The 19,092-nt window shown below is 67.7% G+C and carries 21 protein-coding genes; 18 read left to right on the top strand and 3 right to left on the bottom strand.

What is annotated here, in order from left to right:
• Position 1: 1 nt before the first annotated feature.
• Together pspA and PYV00_RS15345 are read right to left on the bottom strand one after the other, a co-directional pair.
• The gene (gene pspA / locus PYV00_RS15350; RefSeq protein ID WP_275229182.1) at positions 2-883 is read right to left on the bottom strand and encodes a phage shock protein PspA; all 882 of its coding nucleotides are present in this window, start codon (positions 881-883) and stop codon (positions 2-4) included.
• Positions 880-1,059, bottom strand: a complete 180-nt coding sequence (locus PYV00_RS15345) for a hypothetical protein (RefSeq protein WP_275229181.1) — start codon at positions 1,057-1,059, stop codon at positions 880-882. Before PYV00_RS15345 ends, pspA begins: the two co-directional genes overlap by 4 nt.
• Positions 1,060-1,249: 190 nt before the next feature.
• On the opposite strand from PYV00_RS15345, the gene pspF reads away from it, so the two are divergent.
• The 10 genes from pspF to rbfA all read left to right on the top strand — a co-directional run bounded on the left by pspF (position 1,250) and on the right by rbfA (position 10,575).
• Positions 1,250-2,272, top strand: a complete 1,023-nt coding sequence (gene pspF / locus PYV00_RS15340) for a phage shock protein operon transcriptional activator (protein WP_275229180.1) — start codon at positions 1,250-1,252, stop codon at positions 2,270-2,272.
• Positions 2,273-2,413: 141 nt separating this feature from the next.
• On the top strand, positions 2,414-2,884 hold the full coding sequence (locus PYV00_RS15335; protein ID WP_275229179.1) for a VOC family protein: 471 nt from the start codon (positions 2,414-2,416) through the stop codon (positions 2,882-2,884).
• Entirely contained in the window at positions 2,881-3,216 is a 336-nt protein-coding gene (locus PYV00_RS15330; protein WP_275229178.1) for an ArsR/SmtB family transcription factor, read from the top strand. The genes PYV00_RS15335 and PYV00_RS15330 overlap by 4 nt, the downstream gene beginning before the upstream one ends.
• Positions 3,213-3,698 carry an SRPBCC domain-containing protein gene (locus PYV00_RS15325; protein ID WP_275229177.1) on the top strand — a complete coding sequence of 162 codons (486 nt, stop codon included), beginning with the start codon at positions 3,213-3,215 and terminating at the stop codon, positions 3,696-3,698. Before PYV00_RS15330 ends, PYV00_RS15325 begins: the two co-directional genes overlap by 4 nt.
• A gap of 254 nt (positions 3,699-3,952) precedes the next feature.
• Positions 3,953-4,534, top strand: a complete 582-nt coding sequence (rimP, locus tag PYV00_RS15320; RefSeq protein ID WP_275229176.1) for a ribosome maturation protein RimP — start codon at positions 3,953-3,955, stop codon at positions 4,532-4,534.
• A 3-nt stretch (positions 4,535-4,537) separates the two neighbouring features.
• On the top strand, positions 4,538-6,163 hold the full coding sequence (gene nusA, locus PYV00_RS15315) for a transcription termination factor NusA (RefSeq protein ID WP_275229175.1): 1,626 nt from the start codon (positions 4,538-4,540) through the stop codon (positions 6,161-6,163).
• Entirely contained in the window at positions 6,144-6,860 is a 717-nt protein-coding gene (locus PYV00_RS15310; RefSeq protein ID WP_275229174.1) for a DUF448 domain-containing protein, read from the top strand. The genes nusA and PYV00_RS15310 overlap by 20 nt, the downstream gene beginning before the upstream one ends.
• Positions 6,861-6,882: 22 nt before the next feature.
• A complete protein-coding gene (infB, locus tag PYV00_RS15305; RefSeq protein WP_275229173.1) occupies positions 6,883-9,522 on the top strand; it encodes a translation initiation factor IF-2 in 2,640 nt (879 codons plus the stop codon).
• 88 nt (positions 9,523-9,610) lie between these two features.
• Complete coding sequence (locus tag PYV00_RS15300) at positions 9,611-10,102, top strand: hypothetical protein (RefSeq protein ID WP_275229172.1); 492 nt, start codon at positions 9,611-9,613, stop codon at positions 10,100-10,102.
• Between the two features lie 80 nt (positions 10,103-10,182).
• Positions 10,183-10,575: a 30S ribosome-binding factor RbfA gene (rbfA, locus tag PYV00_RS15295; protein WP_275229171.1), complete on the top strand. Its 393-nt coding sequence runs from the start codon at positions 10,183-10,185 to the stop codon at positions 10,573-10,575.
• A gap of 7 nt (positions 10,576-10,582) precedes the next feature.
• On the opposite strand, the gene PYV00_RS15290 is transcribed toward rbfA, so the two are convergent.
• Positions 10,583-11,200, bottom strand: coding sequence for a YceI family protein (locus PYV00_RS15290; protein WP_275229170.1), 618 nt, complete (start codon positions 11,198-11,200; stop codon positions 10,583-10,585).
• An 87-nt stretch (positions 11,201-11,287) separates the two neighbouring features.
• Here PYV00_RS15290 and PYV00_RS15285 point away from each other — a divergent pair, with 87 nt between their 5' ends.
• The 8 genes from PYV00_RS15285 to pnp all read left to right on the top strand — a co-directional run bounded on the left by PYV00_RS15285 (position 11,288) and on the right by pnp (position 18,919).
• Positions 11,288-12,028 (top strand): alpha/beta fold hydrolase, encoded by a 741-nt coding sequence (locus tag PYV00_RS15285; protein WP_275229169.1) that lies wholly within the window; start codon positions 11,288-11,290, stop codon positions 12,026-12,028.
• Positions 12,029-12,047: 19 nt separating this feature from the next.
• Positions 12,048-12,626, top strand: coding sequence for a thymidine kinase (locus tag PYV00_RS15280; RefSeq protein WP_275229168.1), 579 nt, complete (start codon positions 12,048-12,050; stop codon positions 12,624-12,626).
• A gap of 139 nt (positions 12,627-12,765) precedes the next feature.
• The gene (locus PYV00_RS15275; RefSeq protein ID WP_275229166.1) at positions 12,766-13,707 is read left to right on the top strand and encodes a hypothetical protein; all 942 of its coding nucleotides are present in this window, start codon (positions 12,766-12,768) and stop codon (positions 13,705-13,707) included.
• A gap of 48 nt (positions 13,708-13,755) precedes the next feature.
• Positions 13,756-14,442: a site-2 protease family protein gene (locus PYV00_RS15270; RefSeq protein WP_275229165.1), complete on the top strand. Its 687-nt coding sequence runs from the start codon at positions 13,756-13,758 to the stop codon at positions 14,440-14,442.
• A 133-nt stretch (positions 14,443-14,575) separates the two neighbouring features.
• The gene (locus PYV00_RS15265) at positions 14,576-14,965 is read left to right on the top strand and encodes a DUF6491 family protein (protein ID WP_275229164.1); all 390 of its coding nucleotides are present in this window, start codon (positions 14,576-14,578) and stop codon (positions 14,963-14,965) included.
• A gap of 39 nt (positions 14,966-15,004) precedes the next feature.
• Entirely contained in the window at positions 15,005-16,057 is a 1,053-nt protein-coding gene (gene truB, locus PYV00_RS15260) for a tRNA pseudouridine(55) synthase TruB (protein WP_275229163.1), read from the top strand.
• A gap of 6 nt (positions 16,058-16,063) precedes the next feature.
• Positions 16,064-16,333, top strand: coding sequence for a 30S ribosomal protein S15 (gene rpsO / locus PYV00_RS15255; protein ID WP_275229162.1), 270 nt, complete (start codon positions 16,064-16,066; stop codon positions 16,331-16,333).
• A 294-nt stretch (positions 16,334-16,627) separates the two neighbouring features.
• On the top strand, positions 16,628-18,919 hold the full coding sequence (gene pnp, locus PYV00_RS15250) for a polyribonucleotide nucleotidyltransferase (protein ID WP_275229161.1): 2,292 nt from the start codon (positions 16,628-16,630) through the stop codon (positions 18,917-18,919).
• Positions 18,920-19,092 lie beyond the last annotated feature (173 nt).

Here is a 19,092-nt window from a genome sequence, read left to right as displayed (position 1 = left end):
CCTAGTCGGCGGCGCCTTCACCGTCGCCGGCTTTCGCGGCGGGCTGCTGGCCGGACATCGCCTGCTTCATGCGGGCAAGCTCGGCTTCGATCTTGTCGCCATCGGCCAGCGCGGCGATCTCTTCCGACAGTGTCGGCTGGCGGCGATCGTCGCCCAGGCTCAGCGCGTCGGCACGGCCCTCGGCGTAATCGACCCGGCGTTCGAGCTGGTCGAAGCGCACCATCGCCTCGTCCACCCGCTCGCTGGACAGCAGCGTGCGCAGCTTGACGCGGTTCTCGGCGCTTTGCAGGCGCGCGGCGATCGACGACTGGCGGGCGCGGGCTTCGCGCAGGCGGCTCTGCAGCTTCTCGATATCCTGCTCGTAAGCGCGCAGCGCATCGTCGAGCACGGCGATCTCGGCGGAAAGCTGCCCGGCCATGTCGGCCGCCTTCTTCTTTTCCACCAGCGCGGCGCGGGCCAGATCCTCGCGGTCCTTGCTGAGCGCGAGTTGGGCCTTTTCGCCCCAGTCGGCCTGCAGCTTGTCGAGCTTGGCGACATGGCGGCGCATTTCCTTCTGGTCGGCGATCGTGCGCGCGCTGCTGGTGCGCACTTCGACCAGCGTCTCTTCCATTTCCAGGATGATGAGCCGGATCATCTTGGCCGGGTCTTCGGCCTTGTCGAGCATATCGTTGAAATTGGCGGCGATGATGTCGCGCGTCCGTGAAAAGATACCCATCCTGCTGGTTCCTTTTATGTAGGCGGGGGCAATGAGGCGGGGGCTGACGTGGGCGGGGCCGGCATAGTTCGAACGCGCGCGGGAAGTCGTCCGGGCCGGGCCTTCGCCCGCGAAAGCGGGGGCGGGATCATGCTGAAGGATTTCGATCTCCGCGTCGAGCCTGCTCATGCCAGCTTCACCCCGCAGGCCGGCGCGGCGGCATGGGCCTTGGTCGCGCCAAGCTGGTCGGTCATGACCAGAAGGTTCAGCGTCCCCATCGCCAGAACGCTGGCGAGGATCGCGCAATCCAGCTTGCTGCGGACGAACTTGCTGCGAACGGTGCTGCGGATGTCGCGGGTAGGCATGTCATCGGTTCCCTTGCGTGGTCTGCTTCAATCGAATGGCTGCGTTCAGCGTTCGTGGTTGCGTTCATCGTACAGCAAGCGGCGTGCCAAACCGCGCGAGTGGCGGAACTACGATGTTTCGCAAGGTAGCGGATTATCCCAGGTGCAATTTCGATTGCCAATAATCGGGCAATTTCGCTAATTCTTGGGAATGGATCGGGATGTGCAATTCGTCGGCCAGTCGATGGCCTTCCTCGACGCGGTCGAGCGGGCCAGCCGCGCCGCGCCGATGCGCCGCCCGGTGCTGGTGATCGGTGAGCGCGGCACCGGCAAGGAACTGATCGCCCAGCGCCTGCACCACCTGTCGCCGCGCTGGGGCGAGCCGCTGGTCACGCTCAATTGCGCGGCCCTGCCCGAAACGCTGATCGAGGCCGAGCTGTTCGGGCATGAGGCCGGCGCCTTCACCGGCGCGACCCGCGCGCGGGCCGGGCGGTTCGAGGAAGCCGATCGCGGCACGCTGTTCCTCGATGAGCTAGGCACGCTGTCGATGGCGGCGCAGGAGCGGCTGCTGCGCGCGGTCGAATATGGCGAGGTCACGCGGATCGGCGCCTCGCGCCCGGTGACTGTGGACGTGCGCATCGTCGCGGCGACCAACGCCGATCTGCCGCGCCTGGCCGCAGAAGGCAGGTTCCGCGCCGACCTGCTCGATCGGCTGAGCTTCGAAGTCATCACCCTGCCGCCGCTGCGCGCGCGCGAAGGCGATGTGTTCGAACTGGCCGACTACTACGGCCGGCGCATGTCCAGCGAGATCGGCTGGGATACCTGGCCCGGCTTCGCGCGCGAGGCGATCGACGCGCTGGAGACTTACCCCTGGCCCGGCAACGTGCGCGAACTGCGCAATGTCGTGGAGCGCGCGGTCTATCGCTGGGACTATCCCGAAAAGCCCATCGCGCGGATCGTGTTCGATCCGTTCGAAAGCCCGTGGAAGCCGGCCGGTGAACCGGCCCCGGCACCCCCGCCGGCAACCGCCCTCCCGCGCCCCGCCGCGCCGCCGGCGCCAGAGACCGTGGTCGATTTGCGCGCGCTGGTCGACGCACATGAGCGGTCGCTCATCGCCGATGCGCTGGAGCGGCATCGCTGGAACCAGCGCCGCGCCGCGCTCGCGCTGGGGCTGACTTACGACCAGTTGCGCCATTGCCTGAAGAAGCACGGGCTGAGGGAGCACGCCGGGTGAAGGAGCGGGCTGGCGCGGCCTCGAAATGCGCTCTTCCGCGCGTTCCCCGACAAACCCTCGATATTATTTTCATAAATTGACAAATATTTTCGAATGCGTGAACATTCTCCTCGCGAGTCGTCATTCGTACAGGAGAATGCCATGTCCGAAACCAGCCGCCCCAAAGGGCTGTCGAGCGCCGTCTGTTACCGCGATGCCAAGGCCGCGTTCCGCTGGCTTGAACGCGCTTTCGGCTTCGAGCCGATCTTCGTGCTGCTCGATGCCGACGGCAATCTGGGCCATTCGGAAATGGGCCATGGCGATTCGGTGGTCATGATCGGCAACGAATGGAGCGAGGATCACAAGAGCCCGCTGTCGATCGGCGGCAAGAACACGCAGACCGTCCATGTCCAGCTCGCGCCGGGCGAGGATATCGACGCCCATTGCGAACGGGCGCGGCAGGCCGGCGCGGTGATCGTCATGGCGCCCGAGACGCAGTTCTATGGCGACCGGACCTATCGCGCCAAAGACCCCGAAGGGCACATCTGGACCTTTGGCGTGACCGTGGAGGCCAAGACCGCCGCCGAATGGGATGCCGAAGGCGGCTTCACCACCGTGTCGCGGCTCGATTGAGCGCCGCGCGCGACATCGACCTGACGCTGGCCGCGCTGGCCGATCCGCACCGGCGCCGCGCGATCGAATTGCTGGGCGAGCGGCCGCGCCGCGCGGGTGAGCTGGCCGAAGCGCTGGGCCTGGCCGCGCCGGCGATGAGCCGGCACTTGCGCGTCCTGAAGCAAGGCGGGCTGGTCGCCGAAAGCCACCCGGCCAGCGACGCGCGCGTCAGGGTCTATGCCTTGCGGCACGAGGCGATGGACGAGCTGAAGCGCTGGCTGGAAGCCGCCGAGGCGATGTGGAGCGCGCAGCTTGCCGCCTTCAAGGCGCATGTCGAGCGCGATCCCGAATGACCTCGGCCGTCATCATCTCGATCCGCGTGCGCGCGACGCCGCATCGCGCGTTCGAGGCGTTCACGCGCGATATCGGCGCATGGTGGCGCGCCAATCCGCTGTTCCCCCTGACCGCGCGCGGCGACGGATGCCTGCGATTCGAGCCGGGCGAAGGCGGCCGGCTGGTGACGCGGCTGGCCGACGGCGCGGACATCGAGATCGGCCGCGTCACCATCTGGCAGCCGGGCGAGCGGCTGGCGCTGAGCTGGCGGCAGGCCGCTTTCGGCCCGGACGAGGCCACCGAGGTCGATGTCCGGTTCGAGGCCCTGGGCGACGAGACGCGGATCACCGTCGCGCATCGCGGCTGGGATCGCTTTGCGCCCAGCCACGCGGCCCGGCACGGCATGGCGCTCATGCTGTTCCAGCACCGGCTGGCCGCGCACTGGCGCGCGCGGCTCGGCGCGCTGCGATCGCGCCTTTCGCCGGGCGAGGCGGCAGGATGACGGCCACCGCCGGAGCCCACGGGTCGCGCTGGACGATCGCTTTCCGCCCGGCCGCGCGTGGCCGCCCGGGAAATTCGCCGAAAAATTCGCATAATGGCACAATCGCGCCATGCGCCGGTCGCTTTTGCTTGCGTTTTTCACTGGACAGACATATCTAGCGCTCCATCCCGACATTGTCGCAACAAGGTCTGGTGCTGGCGCCCGGTGGGGCCGGCCCGAAACCGCGTTGCCGCATGGTCGTTTCTGGAGCCCGCATGGTCGATATCGCGCGCATTATCGAGGTCGTCGAGCCCGAGGTCAAAGCCCTCGGCTTCGCACTCGTGCGCGTGAAGCTGCTGGGCCGCAGCGAAGTGGGCGACGATGAGCTGGCGCTGCAGATCATGGCCGAACGGCCCGAGACCGGGCAGCTCCTGCTCGACGATTGCGTCGCGCTGTCGCACCGCGTGTCCGACCGGATCGACGCGCTGGAGGAACAGGGCGAAGTGCTGATCGCCGATGCCTATCGCCTGGAGGTCAGCTCGCCGGGGATCGACCGCCCGCTGACCCGTCCTGGCGATTTCGCGCAGTGGGCCGGGCACGAGGCCAAGATCAACCTGATCAATCCCGTCGACGGCAACCGCAAGGCGCTGCATGGCGATCTTGCCGGGCTCGAAGGTGAGACGGTACTGTTCGATGATCGCAAGTCGGGCCGGGTCACGTTCCCGCTCGACGATATCCATTCCGCCAGGCTGGTCCTGACCGACCGCCTGATCGCCGCCACCCGCCCGCTCGACGCTTCCGGCGCAGACGAAGTGGTCGACGGCGCGGACGACATTCTTGAGGAACAGGAAGACTAAGCCATGGCCAGTGCGATTTCCGCCAACCGTGCAGAACTGCTCGCGATCGCGAACTCCGTCGCGACGGAGAAGATGATCGACAAGTCGATCGTCATCGAGGCGATGGAAGAGGCGATCCAGAAGTCGGCCCGCAACCGCTACGGCGCGGAGAACGACATTCGCGCCAAGCTCGATCCGCGCACCGGCGACTTGCGCCTGTGGCGCGTGGTCGAAGTGGTGGAAGAGGTCGAGGACTACTTCAAGCAGGTCGATCTCAAGCAGGCCGAAAAGCTGCAGCCGGGCGCCAAGATCGGCGACTTCATCGTCGATCCGCTGCCGCCGGTCGATCTCGGCCGCATCGACGCGCAGTCGGCCAAGCAAGTGATCTTCCAGAAGGTCCGCGATGCCGAGCGTGAGCGCCAGTACGAGGAATTCAAGGACCGCGCCGGCGAAGTGATCACCGGCGTGATCAAGTCGGTCGAGTTCGGCCACGTCATCGTCAACCTCGGCCGTGCCGAGGGCGTGATCCGCCGCGACCAGCAGATCCCGCGCGAGGCCGCCCGCGTGGGCGAGCGTATCCGCGCGATCATCCTGAAGGTGGAGCGGCAGAATCGCGGCCCGCAGATCTTCCTCAGCCGCGCGCACCCCGAGTTCATGAAGAAGCTGTTCGCGCAGGAAGTGCCTGAGATCTACGACGGCATCATCGAGATCAAGGCCGCCGCGCGCGATCCGGGCAGCCGCGCCAAGATCGGCGTGATCAGCCACGACCATTCGATCGACCCGGTCGGCGCCTGCGTCGGCATGAAGGGCAGCCGCGTCCAGGCGGTGGTGCAGGAACTGCAGGGCGAGAAGATCGACATCATCCCCTGGAGCGAGGACACCGCGACGTTCGTGGTCAACGCGCTCCAGCCCGCGACCGTCAGCCGCGTCGTCATCGACGAGGAAGAGAGCCGCATCGAAGTGGTCGTGCCCGACGACCAGCTTTCGCTCGCCATCGGCCGGCGCGGCCAGAACGTGCGTCTCGCCAGCCAGCTCACCGGCTCGCAGATCGACATCATGACCGAGCAGGAATCCTCGGAGAAGCGCCAGCGCGAATTCACCGAGCGTTCGAAGATGTTCGAGGAAGAGCTGGACGTCGACGAGACGCTGTCGCAGCTGCTTGTCGCCGAGGGCTTCAGCGAGCTGGAGGAAGTCGCCTATATCGAGCTGGGCGAACTCGCCGCGATCGAGGGCTTCGACGAGGAACTGGCCGAGGAACTCCAGAGCCGCGCCCACGAAGCGCTGGAACGGCGCGAGGAAGCGAGCCGGCAGGAACGCCGCGCGCTGGGCGTCGAGGACGATCTGGCCGAGCTGCCGCACCTGACCGAAGCCATGCTGGTCACGCTCGGCAAGGCGGGGATCAAGACGCTCGACGATCTGGCCGACCTTGCCACCGACGAGCTGATCGCCAAGAAGCGCACCGAGCAGCGCCGCCGCGACGGCACGGTCAATCGCCGCGCCCGCGACGAGGACAAGGGCGGCGTGCTGGGCGAATACGGCCTGAGCGAAGAGCAGGGCAACGAGATCATCATGGCCGCGCGCGCGCACTGGTTCGACGATGAACCGGCGGCCGAACCTGAGGAGGCCGCCGATGCGGAATCCTCGCAATGACCAAGTAGGCTCCGACAGTTCCGGGTCCGAACCGGAAAGGACTTGCGTCCTTTCCGGGGAAGCCGCCGCGCGGGACAGCCTCGTGCGCCTGGCGATCTCGCCGGATGGCGAGGTGCTGCCCGACGTCCACGCGCGTGCCCCGGGGCGCGGCGCGTGGATCGGCGTTTCGCGCGACACTCTTGAAAAAGCGCTGGCGAAGGGCAAACTGAAGGGTGCGCTGGCGCGCGCGTTCAAGGGTGCGCCGCTGGCCATCCCCGATGACCTTGCCGACCGCATCGAACGCGCGCTTGTCCGCGCCCTGACCGACCGGCTGGGCCTTGAGCTGAAGGCCGGGTTCCTGCTGCTGGGTTCGGACCGGATCGCCGAACATGCCCGTTCGGGCCGTGTCACCTGGCTGGCCCATGCCGCCGATGCCGGCGAAGACGGAGCAAGGAAGCTGGATCAGGCCTGGCGCGTGGGCGAGGAAGCCGAAGGCACCGGCCTTCGCGGCCTTGCCTTGCCACTGGACCGGGCGACGCTGTCTGTGGCATTGGGCCGCGACAACGTCGTTCACCTCGCGCTGACCGATCGCGGGGCGGCCCAAAGGATTGCCGCGCCGCTCCAGCGCCTGCTGCGATTCCAGGGGCGGGCCGAAGCGGCCGGTTTGGAAATTGATAACGGGCCGGCGCCAGCCGCCGCGCCCGCGACGACGAATTGAGATTGAAGGGCGTAACGAGAATATGAGCGAGACCGACAACAAACCGACGCTGGGCCGCAAGCCGCTTGGGCTGAAGCGCTCCGTCGAAGCGGGAGAGGTCAAGCAGACCTTCAGCCACGGCCGCACCAACAAGGTCGTGGTCGAGGTGAAGCGGCGCAAGCTGATCGGCAAGCCCGGCGCGGGCGAGGTGGTCGAAACCGCCAAGCCCGCCGCCGAGGAAGCCCGGCCCGCGCCGGCGCCCGCCCCCGCTGCCGCCGCGCCGAAGCAGGCCGCGCCGCCGCCGCGCAAGGCCCCGGTCATCCCCGCCGGCGAAACCCGCCAGGAAATGCAGACCCGCCTGCTGCGCGAGGCCGAGGAAGCGCGTCTGACCGCGCTTGAGGAAGCCAATCGCCGCGAGCAGGAAGAAAAGCTCAAGGCGATGGAGGACGAAAAGCGCCGCGCCGAAGAGAACCGCCGGGCCGAGCTGGAAGCCCAGGCCCAGGCAGCGGCGGCCGAAGCCGGCACGGCCGCGCCGGCCGAAGCGCCCGCCCCCGCCGCGCCCGAGATGGCCGCCCCTGCCCCCCAGCCGGCCGCGCAGCCCGAGGAAGCGCCCGCCGCTGCCGGGGAAGCGCCCACGCCTGCCCCGGCCGCGCGCCGCTTCACGCCTGTCGAACGCCCCGACGCGGCGGCGAAGAAGCCCGAGACCTCGGCCGCGCCCGCCGCCAAGAAGCCCGATGCCAAGAAGGCCGCGCCCTCCACGCGCGATCGCAAGGGTACCGATCGCCGCCAGTCGGGCAAGCTGACGGTCGCGCGCGCGCTCAACGATGACGAGGGCGCGCGCGCGCGCAGCCTCGCCGCGCTCAAGCGCGCGCGCGAGAAGGAACGCCGCGCGCAGTTCGGCGGCATGTCGCAGCCGCGCGAGAAGCAGGTGCGCGATGTCCAGGTGCCCGAGGCGATCACCGTGCAGGAACTGGCCAACCGCATGGCCGAAAAGGGCGCGGACCTGGTGAAGGCGCTGTTCAACATGGGCATGATGGTCACCGTCAACCAGACGATCGACCAGGACACGGCCGAGCTGCTGGTCAACGATTTCGGCCACAACGTGAAGCGCGTGTCCGAAAGCGACGTCGACCTCGATACTTCGGGCGATATCGACGCGGAAGAAACCATGGTGCCGCGTCCGCCGGTCGTGACCATCATGGGCCACGTCGATCACGGCAAGACCAGCCTGCTCGACGCGCTGCGCGGTACCGACGTGGTGCGCGGCGAAGCGGGCGGCATCACCCAGCACATGGGCGCCTACCAGATCAGGACCAAGGGCGGCGATCTCATCACCTTCCTCGATACGCCGGGCCACGCCGCCTTCACCCAGATGCGGATGCGCGGCGCCAACGTGACCGACATCGTCGTGCTGGTGGTGGCCGCCGATGACGGCATCATGCCCCAGACGATCGAGGCGATCAATCACACCAAGGCCGCCGGCGTGCCGATGATCGTGGCGATCAACAAGTGCGACAAGCCCGAGGCCAACCCCAAGAAGGTGCGTGAGCGCCTGCTGGAACACGAGATCGTGGTCGAGGAAATGTCGGGCGACGTGCAGGACGTGGAAGTCTCGGCCAAGACCGGCAAGGGGCTGGACGAACTGATCGAGAAGATCCTGCTCCAGGCCGAGCTGCTGGAACTCAAGGCCAATCCCGAACGCGACGCCGAGGCGACCGTGATCGAGGCGAAGCTGGACAAGGGCAAGGGCCCGCTCGCGACCGTGCTGGTCAATCGCGGCACGCTGCGGCGCGGCGATATCTTCGTCGTCGGCACCGAAAGCGGCCGCGTGCGCGCGATGATCGACGACAAGGGCCGCCAGGTGAACGAGGCGGGGCCGGCCATGCCGGTCGAAGTGCTGGGCCTGGGCGGCGTGCCGATGGCCGGCGATACGCTGACCGTGGTGGAAAGCGAGCAGCGCGCCCGCGAAGTCTCGGCCTATCGCCAGGAACAGGCGACCGCCAAGCGCACCGCGATGGCGCCCGCCAGCCTCGATACGATGTTCTCCGCGCTGCAGGCCAAGCAGAACGTCATCGAGTTCCCGATCGTCATCAAGGCCGACGTGCAGGGTTCGGTGGAAGCGATCAACAACGCGCTCCACAACCTGTCGAACGACGAGATCAAGGTGCGCATCCTGCATTCGGGCGTGGGTGCGATCACCGAGACCGACGTGACGCTGGCCAGCGCCAGCGGCGCGCCGATCGTCGGCTTCAACGTGCGTCCCAACGCCAAGGCGCGCGAGCAGATCGAGCAGACCAAGACGCCGATGATGTATTACGACGTCATCTACGAGCTGACCGCCGAGATCGCCAAGCAGATGGCCGGCCAGTGGGGCCCCGAACGGATCGAGACGGTCGTCGGCCGCGCCGAGGTCAAGCAGGTCTTCCCGGCGGGCAAGAAGGACAAGGCGGCGGGTCTGCTGGTGCTCGAAGGCATCATCCGCAAGGGCCTTCATGCGCGTCTCACGCGGCACGACGTCATCGTTTCGGCCACCACGATCGCTTCGCTGCGGCGCTTCAAGGACGACGTGGACGAAGTCCGCGCCGGCCTGGAATGCGGCGTGGTGCTGGCCGATACCAACGACATCAAGCCGGGCGACAACCTGGAAGTGTTCGAGGTGACGGAGCGCGAACGCACGCTCTGACGCGCGATGGCCATGCCTTTCCCGACCGGCACCGGCGCGCTGCGGCTTGCCGTGGCCGGCCGGGCGGTGGCATGATCGCGAACCTTGTATGCAGAGCCTGCGCACCACGCCCGCCCTTGTCGCCGTCGGCCTGTTCGTCGTCTTGCTGGCGGCGGGGATCGTCTGGTGGTCGCAGGCCTGGACGCGCAAGGCCGCGGCCGACAGCGCCGTGCATGCCTGTCTGGCCGACCTCGCCCGGCGCGATCCGCAGCGCGACGCGCGCGCCGACCTCACGCGCGGCGAGGATCGGTTTTATTTCGTGACGCACGACGGCGTGGCGCTGCGGATGACGGCCGACGGCGTCATCGCCGCGACGGGCGAATGCCGCGAAGGCGGCGATTTCGCCGATACCCGGCCCTATCCGTTCGACCCGCGGCCGGCGGGCGGCGATCCCGCGCCGGCCTGTTGCAACCGCGATCCCGCGCCCGATGCCTGCGGCAAGGCGCAAGCCGCCTATATCCGCGCCTACAACGCCGAGATCGCGCGCCGCAACCCGCGCTCGATCGCCAAGTACTGCAAGTCGTCGCAAGCGCGCCCGTAACGCGCCATGGTGGGCCGGACAGGTCCATGGGCACAGCCGGCCATTGCAAATTCACGCCGTTTCGCCACATGAAGGTCGCCATGGCACGCCAGCAATTCACCCCCGAACAGCACTCGGTCCGCCTGCTCAAGGTGGGGGAGCGGGTGCGCCATGTGCTTTCCGAAGTGCTCACGCGCCAACAAGTGCACGACGACACGCTGAGCGCGCATTCGGTTTCGGTCACCGAAGTGCGCATGACGCCGGACTTGCGGCAGGCAACGGTCTTCGTGAAGCCGCTGCTGGGCGCGAACGAGGACGAAGTGTTGACCGCGCTGCGGCAGAACACCGCCTATCTCCAGCGCGAGGTTGCCAGCCGGCTGGGCCTCAAGTTCGCGGCCAAGCTCCGCTTCCGCGCCGATGACAGCTTCGAGGAGGCGGACCGCATCGAACGGCTGCTGTCCGACCCGCGCGTCAAGCGCGACCTTGACGACTGAAGGCTGATCAGCCGGGCACGAGCCGGGCAGTGATGGTGATCGCCGCCGTCTTGCCCACGATCAGCGGCAGCGCGGTCATGCCATAGGCGCGGCGGTCTATCTGCATCCGGCCGGCCAGGCCCAGCGGCGCGCGCCCGTCGATCCCCGACAAGTCGCGATCGAAAGTGACATGGAGCACTTCGGCGTGCGTGACGCCGCGAATGGTCAGGTCGCCAGTGATGTCGCCGGTGCGCGGCCCGGTCACGCGCATGGCGCGCCCGGTAAAGGCGATCGCGGGATAGCGCGAGACATCCAGGAAATCCGCGCCTTTCAGCCTCGCCAACATGCTCTTGTCGTCCGAGGCCAGCGATCGCGCGTCAAGCCGGACGTCCAGCCGCGTTGCCGTGGCCGGCTCGGGCGCGAGCGCGATCCGGCCCGAAATCGTGCCGAACCGCGCCGTCCTGGAGGCGAGCCCGAGCACGCCGACCTTGATTTCCACGCGGCTGGCCGGGCCATCGAGCTGGAACGCCTGCGGCATCCCGGCGCCCGCCGACGTCGCCGCCAGCCCGGCGAGCACCGGCAGGACGGCGCGGCGCCATCGCACGACGGCGCGGCGCGGCGACAGGGACGGTTCTTCACCAGGCATGGCGGTACGATAGCCCAGGGTGGATGAACTTGGCCTGTCAAGATGCGGGCCAAATCCCTAGACTGCAGCAAAACCGGGAGAGCCATGATGACGAATCCAATCGTGTTCCTGCACGGCGGGGGACAAGGCGGCTGGGTGTGGGATGAGGCCATCGCCGCCATCGGCCGGCAATCGCATGGCCAGGCGCGCTGCCTGGCGCTCGACGTGCCGGGCTGCGGCGCCAAGCGCGGCCGCAAGACCGACGGCATCGCTTTCGAGGATATCGCCCGCGAACTCATCGCCGATATCGAGGCGGCCGGGCTGGGCGATGTCGTGCTGGTCGGCCACTCGCAGGCCGGCACCGTCCTGCCCGTGATCGCGGCGCTGCGGCCGGACCTGCTGCGCAAGCTCGTCTTCGTCACTTGCATCGCGCCCGATCCGGGGCTGACCATCATCGAAATGACCACGGCGCGAATGCGCGAGCACGACCAGACCGCCGCCACGCGCGCGCTGACCGACACCACCCTGCCCGAACGCGAGCGCTATCGCATCATGTTCTGCAACGACATGGCACAGACCGAAGCCGACGCCTTCCTCGACAAGCTGGGCGGCGACCGCTGGCCGCGTAGCGCCTATGAAGCGGCCGACTGGGCTTACGACCATCTTGCCGCGATCCCGGTCAGCTATGTCCTGTGCCTGCGCGACGCGATCCTGCCGCTGGCCTGGCAGGAACACTTCGCCACGCGGATGCGCGCCCGGGCCACGCCGCGCATCGATGCCGGCCACCAGGTGATGAACACCCGCCCGCAAGAACTGGCCCAAGTGCTGCTTGCCGAAGCGGCAAGCTGACGGCACAAGCGCGGCCGCCATGGCCAAGCTCTATTTCTACTACGCCAGCATGAACGCGGGCAAATCGACCACGCTGCTGCAGGCCGATTTCAATTACCGCGAGCGCGGCATGACGACCATGCTGTGGACCGCCGCGATCGACGGGCGCGGCGCGGGCCATGCGATCGAAAGCCGCATCGGCCTGGGCGCCGCCGCCGCGCGCTTCGATGGTTCCACCGACCTGTGGGCGCGCGTCATGGACCGGCACGCGGCCGGGCCGCTCGCCTGCGTGCTGATCGACGAGGCGCAGTTCCTCACGCCCGATCAGGTGTGGCAATGCGCGCGGCTGGCGGACGAGGCGAACATCCCGGTGCTCTGCTATGGCCTGCGCACCGATTTCCAGGGGGCGCTGTTTCCCGGATCGGCCGTCCTGCTGGGCATCGCCGATGCGCTGGTCGAGCTGAAGGCGGTGTGCCATTGCGGTCGCAAGGCGACGATGAACCTGCGCGTCGATGCAACGGGAACGGCCGTGCGCGAAGGCGCGCAGACCGAGATTGGCGGCAACGAGCGCTACCTCGCGCTGTGCCGCAAGCACTTTCGCGAGGCACTCGCCTCATAAACCGCTCCGGCTGTCGAATGTTACAATTCTTCGATTGTCGCCCGAAGCGGTTTCGATCAGTCCAGATGCCGGGAGTGTCCAGCAACCCTCGCGGCGTATCGAACGATCTGAACGCCGCGCTCGTGGAGACCAGCGGCCTATGCAAGTCGAGCGTCCGAACCGCCCGGCGGCAATCGTCCATATCGGCTATCACAAGACCGCGACGACCTGGCTGCAGGACGAGGTCTTCCCCAAGGCGGCAAGCCATCGTTTCGTGCCGCGCAAGACGGTGCAGCAGGCGTTCCTGCACCCTTGCGGCCTGCATTTCGAAACCGATCGGGCACGGGCCGTGCTCGGCCTGGACGAAGACGACACGCCCCTGCTGCTGAGCGAGGAGAACCTTTCGGGCTATCTGCACAACGGCGGCCTGCACGGCTTCCTCGCGCCGGAGATCGCGCGCCGCATCCAGGCGGTGCTGCCCGATGCGCGGATCGTGATCTTCATCCGCAACCAGTTCGAGATCTGCCGGGCCAGCTATGCGCAATATGTCTCGGGCGGGGGCACCTGGTCGCCACGCCGCTATTTCGAAACCTCGCGCTATGTGCGCGGCGCGCTGACCCGGCCGTGGAAGGCCCCGGCCTTCGAGTTCGAGCATTTCGAGTTCGACCGGCTCATCGCGCATTACGACCGGCTGCTGGGGGCCGAGCGCGTGCACGTCTATGCCTATGAATGGCTCGCGCGGCCCGATGCCCTGCTCGACCGGATGGAGCGCGATCTGGGCCTGCGGCTGGAGACGCGGCCCGCCGCCGGCGCGCGCGCGAACCCCTCGCTGGGGGCGATGGGGCAAAGGACGCTGCGCTTCGTCAATCTCTTCACGCGCCAGTCGGTGGTCAACAAGCGCTGCATCGTCGATGTCCCGGGCGGGCAGGGCCTGCGCCACGCGGCCAAGTTCGCGGCGCGCAGGCTGCCGCGCTTCGTCGAGCGGACGGCCGGGCTGCCCGTGCCCGTGCGCGAGCGCATCGCCAGCCATTTCCCGGAAAGCAACCGCCGGCTGATGGCGATGCGCGACCTGCCGCTGGAGGAACTGGGCTATCCCCTGTAGTTGCGGGGCGCGGTTGCGGTCCCTGGCCCGGCACCCCAGATAGCGGCGATGAACCAGACCCTGCTGCAAGTCGCGGCGCTCATCATTCCCCTCGTCACCGCCATCGTCTTCCACGAAGTCGCGCATGGCTGGGTGGCGCGCCTGCTGGGCGATCCCACGGCGCACGAGCGGCGGCGGCTCAGCCTCAACCCGCTGCGCCATGTCGATCCGATCGGCACGGTGGTGTTGCCCGGCTTCCTCGCGCTGGTGCACGCGCCGGTGTTCGGCTGGGCCAAGCCGGTGCCGGTCAACAAGTACCGTCTCAACAACCCGCGCTACGGCATGATGGCGGTGGCGGCGGCGGGCCCGGCGACCAACCTGGTGCTGGCGGGGCTGGGCGCGGTGCTGCTTGGCCTGCTGGCGCGCACGCTGGGGGACAGCGACAGCGCGCTCACGGGGTTCGTGGCGATGAACCTCGACAATTTCATCCTCATCAACGTGTTCCTCGCGCTGTTCAACCTGCTGCCGATCCCCCCGTTCGACGGTTCGCACATCGTCGAGGGGCTGCTGCCGCCAAGCGCGGCGCGCGGTTACGCGAAGCTGCGGCCCTATGGCCTGGGCCTGCTGTTCCTGCTGCTGCTGGTGATCCCCTCGATCTGGCCCGATCTCGGCATCGTCCAGCGCTTCGTGCTGCCGCCGGTCGAATGGGCGGGCGGCCATTACTATGCGCTGGCCCGGCTGGTCGCCGGGGTGTGAAGGGCGGCGGCGGTTTGTAATTGGCGGTTTGTAATTGAGTGTCGCGATGGCTTGAAATGCGCGCGCTGAGGCATGACCTCGCAATCAGCGGGGCGGGCAGCGGGGCGGGTTCCGATGTGAAAGGACACGAGCCATGAAACTTGCAGCGATCCTCCTGCCGCTGGCCGCGATGGGGCTGGCCGCGTCTCCGGCGCTGGCCGCCGACAGCCAGCCGGGCGCGCGGGCGGCGATCCCCTTCGTCAATCATGACGGCGTGCGCGACTGGCGCGCCGAGAACGACCGGACGGTCTATTTCGAGGACAGCCACCGGCAATGGTACAAGGCGCAACTGGTCGCGCCGGCTTTCGATCTGCCCTATGCCGAGCACATCGCCATCGATTCCGGCCCGAACGGCACGCTCGACCAATGGGGCGCGATCCTGGTGCACGGCCAGCGCTATCCCTTCCTCTCGTTCGAGAAAGTCGCCGGCCCGCCGCCGAGCCGGCACGCGAAGGCGGCCAAGCCCGCCAAGGCCGCATCGTGAAACCCTGACAGGCGGGCAAGGCGCGGCTATGGCCGGGCGATGACGCACGTAACGCCCGGCCTGCATGGCTGGATCATTCTCGACAAGCCCGTCGGGCTCGGCTCGACCCAGGCGGTGGCAGCGGTCAAGCGCAACTTGCGCGAGGCTGGCATTCTCGGTGGAAGGGGGGGCAAGAAAGCGAAAGTCGGCCACGGCGGCACGCTCGACCCGTTGGCGAGCGGCGTGCTGCCGATCGCGCTGGGCGAGGCGACCAAGCTGACCGGACGGATGCTGGATGCCAGCAAGACTTACGAATTCGCCGTGCGCTTCGGCGCGGAGACCGACACGCTCGATGCCGAAGGCCAGGTGATCGCGACGAGCGAGGTTCGCCCGACGCTCGCGCAGGCCCAGGCCGTGCTGGCGCGCTTCACCGGCCCGATCGCGCAAGTGCCGCCGGCCTACTCGGCGCTCAAGATCGACGGCCAGCGCGCCTATGACCTGGCCCGCGCGGGCCAGGCGGTGGACATGAAATCCCGCGCCGTGACCATCCACGACCTCCAGATCCTCCCCGGCACGGGGAGGAGGGCCAACCGCAAGCTGATGGAGGGGGCCAGCGACGCGGAGCGGAGCTTGGGGGAAACCCCCTCCACCATCGCCTGCGGCGACGATCCCCCTCCCCGTGCCGGGGAGGATCTGGCGGAACTCACGCTGCTCGCAAATGTGTCCAAGGGTACCTATATCCGCAGCCTGGCGCGCGACATCGCGCAGGCGCTGGGTACTTGTGGCACCGTCACCATGCTGCGCCGGGTGAAGGCCGGTCCGTTCGGTTTGTCCCAGGCGATTTCGCTGGACAAATTGAACGAAATCGGTAAGGGCGCGCCGATTGAACTGATACTCTTGCCGCTGGAGGCGGGGCTGGACGACATCCCGGCCCTCGATCTCGATCCGGAGCAGGCAAGGGCGGCCCGCCAGGGCCGCGTTCTCACCGGGCTGGCCTTTCAGGACGGGCTTTACTGCGCAAGGCACGGATCGGTTCCGGTCGCGCTGGTGGAGCTTTCGGGCGGTGACGCCCGTGTCGTCAGGGGCTTCAACCTCAACGATGTCGCGGAGTGAACGAACATGTCGGTGACTGCCGAAAAGAAGCAGGAAATCATCCAGGACAACGCCCGTGTCTCGGGCGATACGGGTTCGCCCGAAGTGCAGGTCGCGATCCTGACCGAACGGATCAACAACCTGACCCAGCACTTCAAGGCGCACCACAAGGACAATCACTCGCGCCGCGGCCTGCTGGCCATGGTCAACAAGCGCCGCAGCCTGCTCGACTACCTCAAGAAAAAGGATGTCGAGCGTTACAATTCGCTGATCCAGAAACTGGGTCTGCGCAAGTGACGTGAAGCTTCGGCCCGCCCCTGGCGGGCCGTTTGCGTTTTGCGTCATCATCGCGTCCCTTGATCCGTTCAGGAACGCGCGATCACGGGCAGCCCGTTCCCCCTTGGGAGCAGCGCCCACCACCAGCCCCCGCCCCGGCGGGGGCGACAACACGTTACAAGGGCCAGGGAACTGCAATTCGGCATTCCCGGCTCTGGGGCCAGAGAAAACGGCCCCGCACCGGACCGGGACGGCATACCCGGCAGTAAACCCCGCCCGTGCAATAGGGCCTGGCGGGTCTGAGGAAAAATCCCAATGTTCGACGTGAAAACCGTATCGCTGGAGTGGGGCGGAAAAACCCTCACTCTGGAAACCGGCCGTATTGCCCGTCAAGCCGACGGCGCGGTGCTGGCCACTTATGGCGAAACCGTGGTGCTCTGCGCCGTGACCGCCGCCAAATCCGTGAAGGAAGGGCAGGATTTCTTCCCGCTCACCGTTCACTACCAGGAAAAGTTCTCCGCCGCCGGCCGTATCCCGGGTGGCTTCTTCAAGCGCGAACGCGGCGCGACCGAGAAGGAAACGCTGACCAGCCGTCTGATCGACCGGCCGGTGCGCCCGCTGTTCCCCGAGGGCTTCTACAACGAGATCAACGTCATCGCCCAGGTGCTGAGCTATGACGGCGAGACCGAGCCCGATATCGTCGCGCTGATCGCCGCCTCGGCCGCGCTCACCATTTCGGGCGTGCCCTTCATGGGCCCGATCGGCGCCGCGCGCGTCGGCTTCAAGGATGGCGAGTACCAGCTCAATCCCAGCCTTTCCGAATGCAAGGAAGGCCGCCTCGACCTCGTCGTCGCCGCCACCGACACCGCCGTGATGATGGTGGAATCCGAAGCCAAGGAACTGACCGAGGACGAGATGCTCGGCGCGGTCATGTTCGCCCATGAGGAAAGCCGCAAGGTTGTCGCCGCGATCATCCAGCTGGCCGAAAAGGCCGCCAAGGACCCGTGGGAAATCGACCTGTCGGACAATACCGCCGACATCAAGGCGAAGCTCAAGAGCATCGTCGGCGCCGATATCGCCGCCGCCTACAAGCTGACGGACAAGTCGGAACGCTCGAACGCGCTCAACGCCGCGCGGGCCAAGGCGAAGGAAGCCTTCGCCGACGAGACGCCGCAGACCCAGATGGTCGCGATCAAGACGATGAAGAAGGTCGAGGCGGACATCGTGCGCGGCGCCATCATCAAGGACGGTTCGCGCATCGACGGGCGCAAGCTCGATCAGGTCCGCCCGATCGAGGCGATCGTCGGCTTCCTGCCGCGCACGCACGGTTCCTCGCTGTTCACCCGCGGTGAGACGCAGACGATCTGCACCACCACGCTGGGCACCAAGGACGCCGAGCAGATGATCGACGGGCTTGAGGGCCTGTCGTACCAGCGCTTCATGCTGCACTACAACTTCCCGCCCTATTCGGTCGGCGAAGTGGGCCGCTTCGGCGCGCCGGGCCGCCGCGAAGTGGGCCACGGCAAGCTGGCGTGGCGCGCGCTGCACCCGGTGCTGCCGAGCCATGACGAGTTTCCCTATACCATCCGCGTGCTTTCGGACGTGACCGAATCGAACGGTTCGTCCTCGATGGCGACCGTCTGCGGCGGCTGCCTTTCGATGATGGACGCGGGCGTGCCGATCGAACGGCCGGTTTCGGGCATCGCCATGGGCCTGATCCTGGAAGGCGACGAGTTCGCCGTCCTGTCGGACATCCTGGGCGACGAGGATCACCTCGGCGACATGGACTTCAAGGTCGCGGGCACCGAGGCGGGCATCACCTCGCTGCAGATGGACATCAAGATCGCGGGCATCACCCGTGAGATCATGGCCCAGGCGCTCAAGCAGGCCAGCGCCGGCCGCGCGCACATCCTGAGCGAGATGACCAAGGCCCTGGGCTCGGCCCGCAGCGAGCTTTCGGCCCATGCGCCGCGCATCGAGACGATCCAGATCGACAAGTCGAAGATCCGCGACGTCATCGGCACCGGCGGCAAGGTGATCCGCGAGATCGTTGCCGAGACCGGCGCCAAGGTCGACATCGACGACGAGGGCGTGATCAAGATCTCGTCTTCGGACATCGCGCAGATCGAGGCGGCGAAGAACTGGATCCTGGGCATCGTCGAGGAGCCGGAAGTCGGCAAGGTCTATGCCGGCAAGGTCGTCAACATCGTCGATTTCGGCGCCTTCGTGAACTTCATGGGCGGCAAGGACGGCCTCGTCCACGTCTCCGAGATGCGCAACGAGCGCGTCGAGAAGCCGACCGACGTCGTGTCGGAAGGCCAGGAAGTGAAGGTCAAGGTCCTCGAGATCGACAATCGCGGCAAGGTCCGCCTGTCGATGCGCGTGGTCGATCAGGAAACCGGCGAAGAGCTGGAAGACACCCGTCCGGCCCGCGAACCGCGCGAACCGCGCGGTGACCGGGGTGATCGCGGCGACCGTGGCGGCGATCGCCGTGGCCCGCGTCGCGGTCCCGGCGGTGGCGGCGGCGGTCGCGAACGCGGCCCGCGTCGGGAGCGTTCCGAAGGCGGTGACCCGGATCACATGCCGGCCTTCCTCAAGGAAGACTGATCGGTCCGGCCATCGGCCAACGATAAAAGCGGCCGCGCGAGGGATGCCTCGCGCGGCCGTTTGCCTGTGGCGCGCGCGGGGGCAATCGGCCCCCGCCACCCTTTCCGCTTGTTTCCGCCGGCGCGCTGTAGAATCCTTGCCGCCATGGCCCACGGGCAAGGCGAAGGGGATGG

This window comes from Novosphingobium album (ex Liu et al. 2023) (assembly GCF_029076845.1).
Lineage (GTDB): Bacteria > Pseudomonadota > Alphaproteobacteria > Sphingomonadales > Sphingomonadaceae > Novosphingobium.
This window is presented reverse-complemented; position numbering and strand designations above follow the sequence as displayed.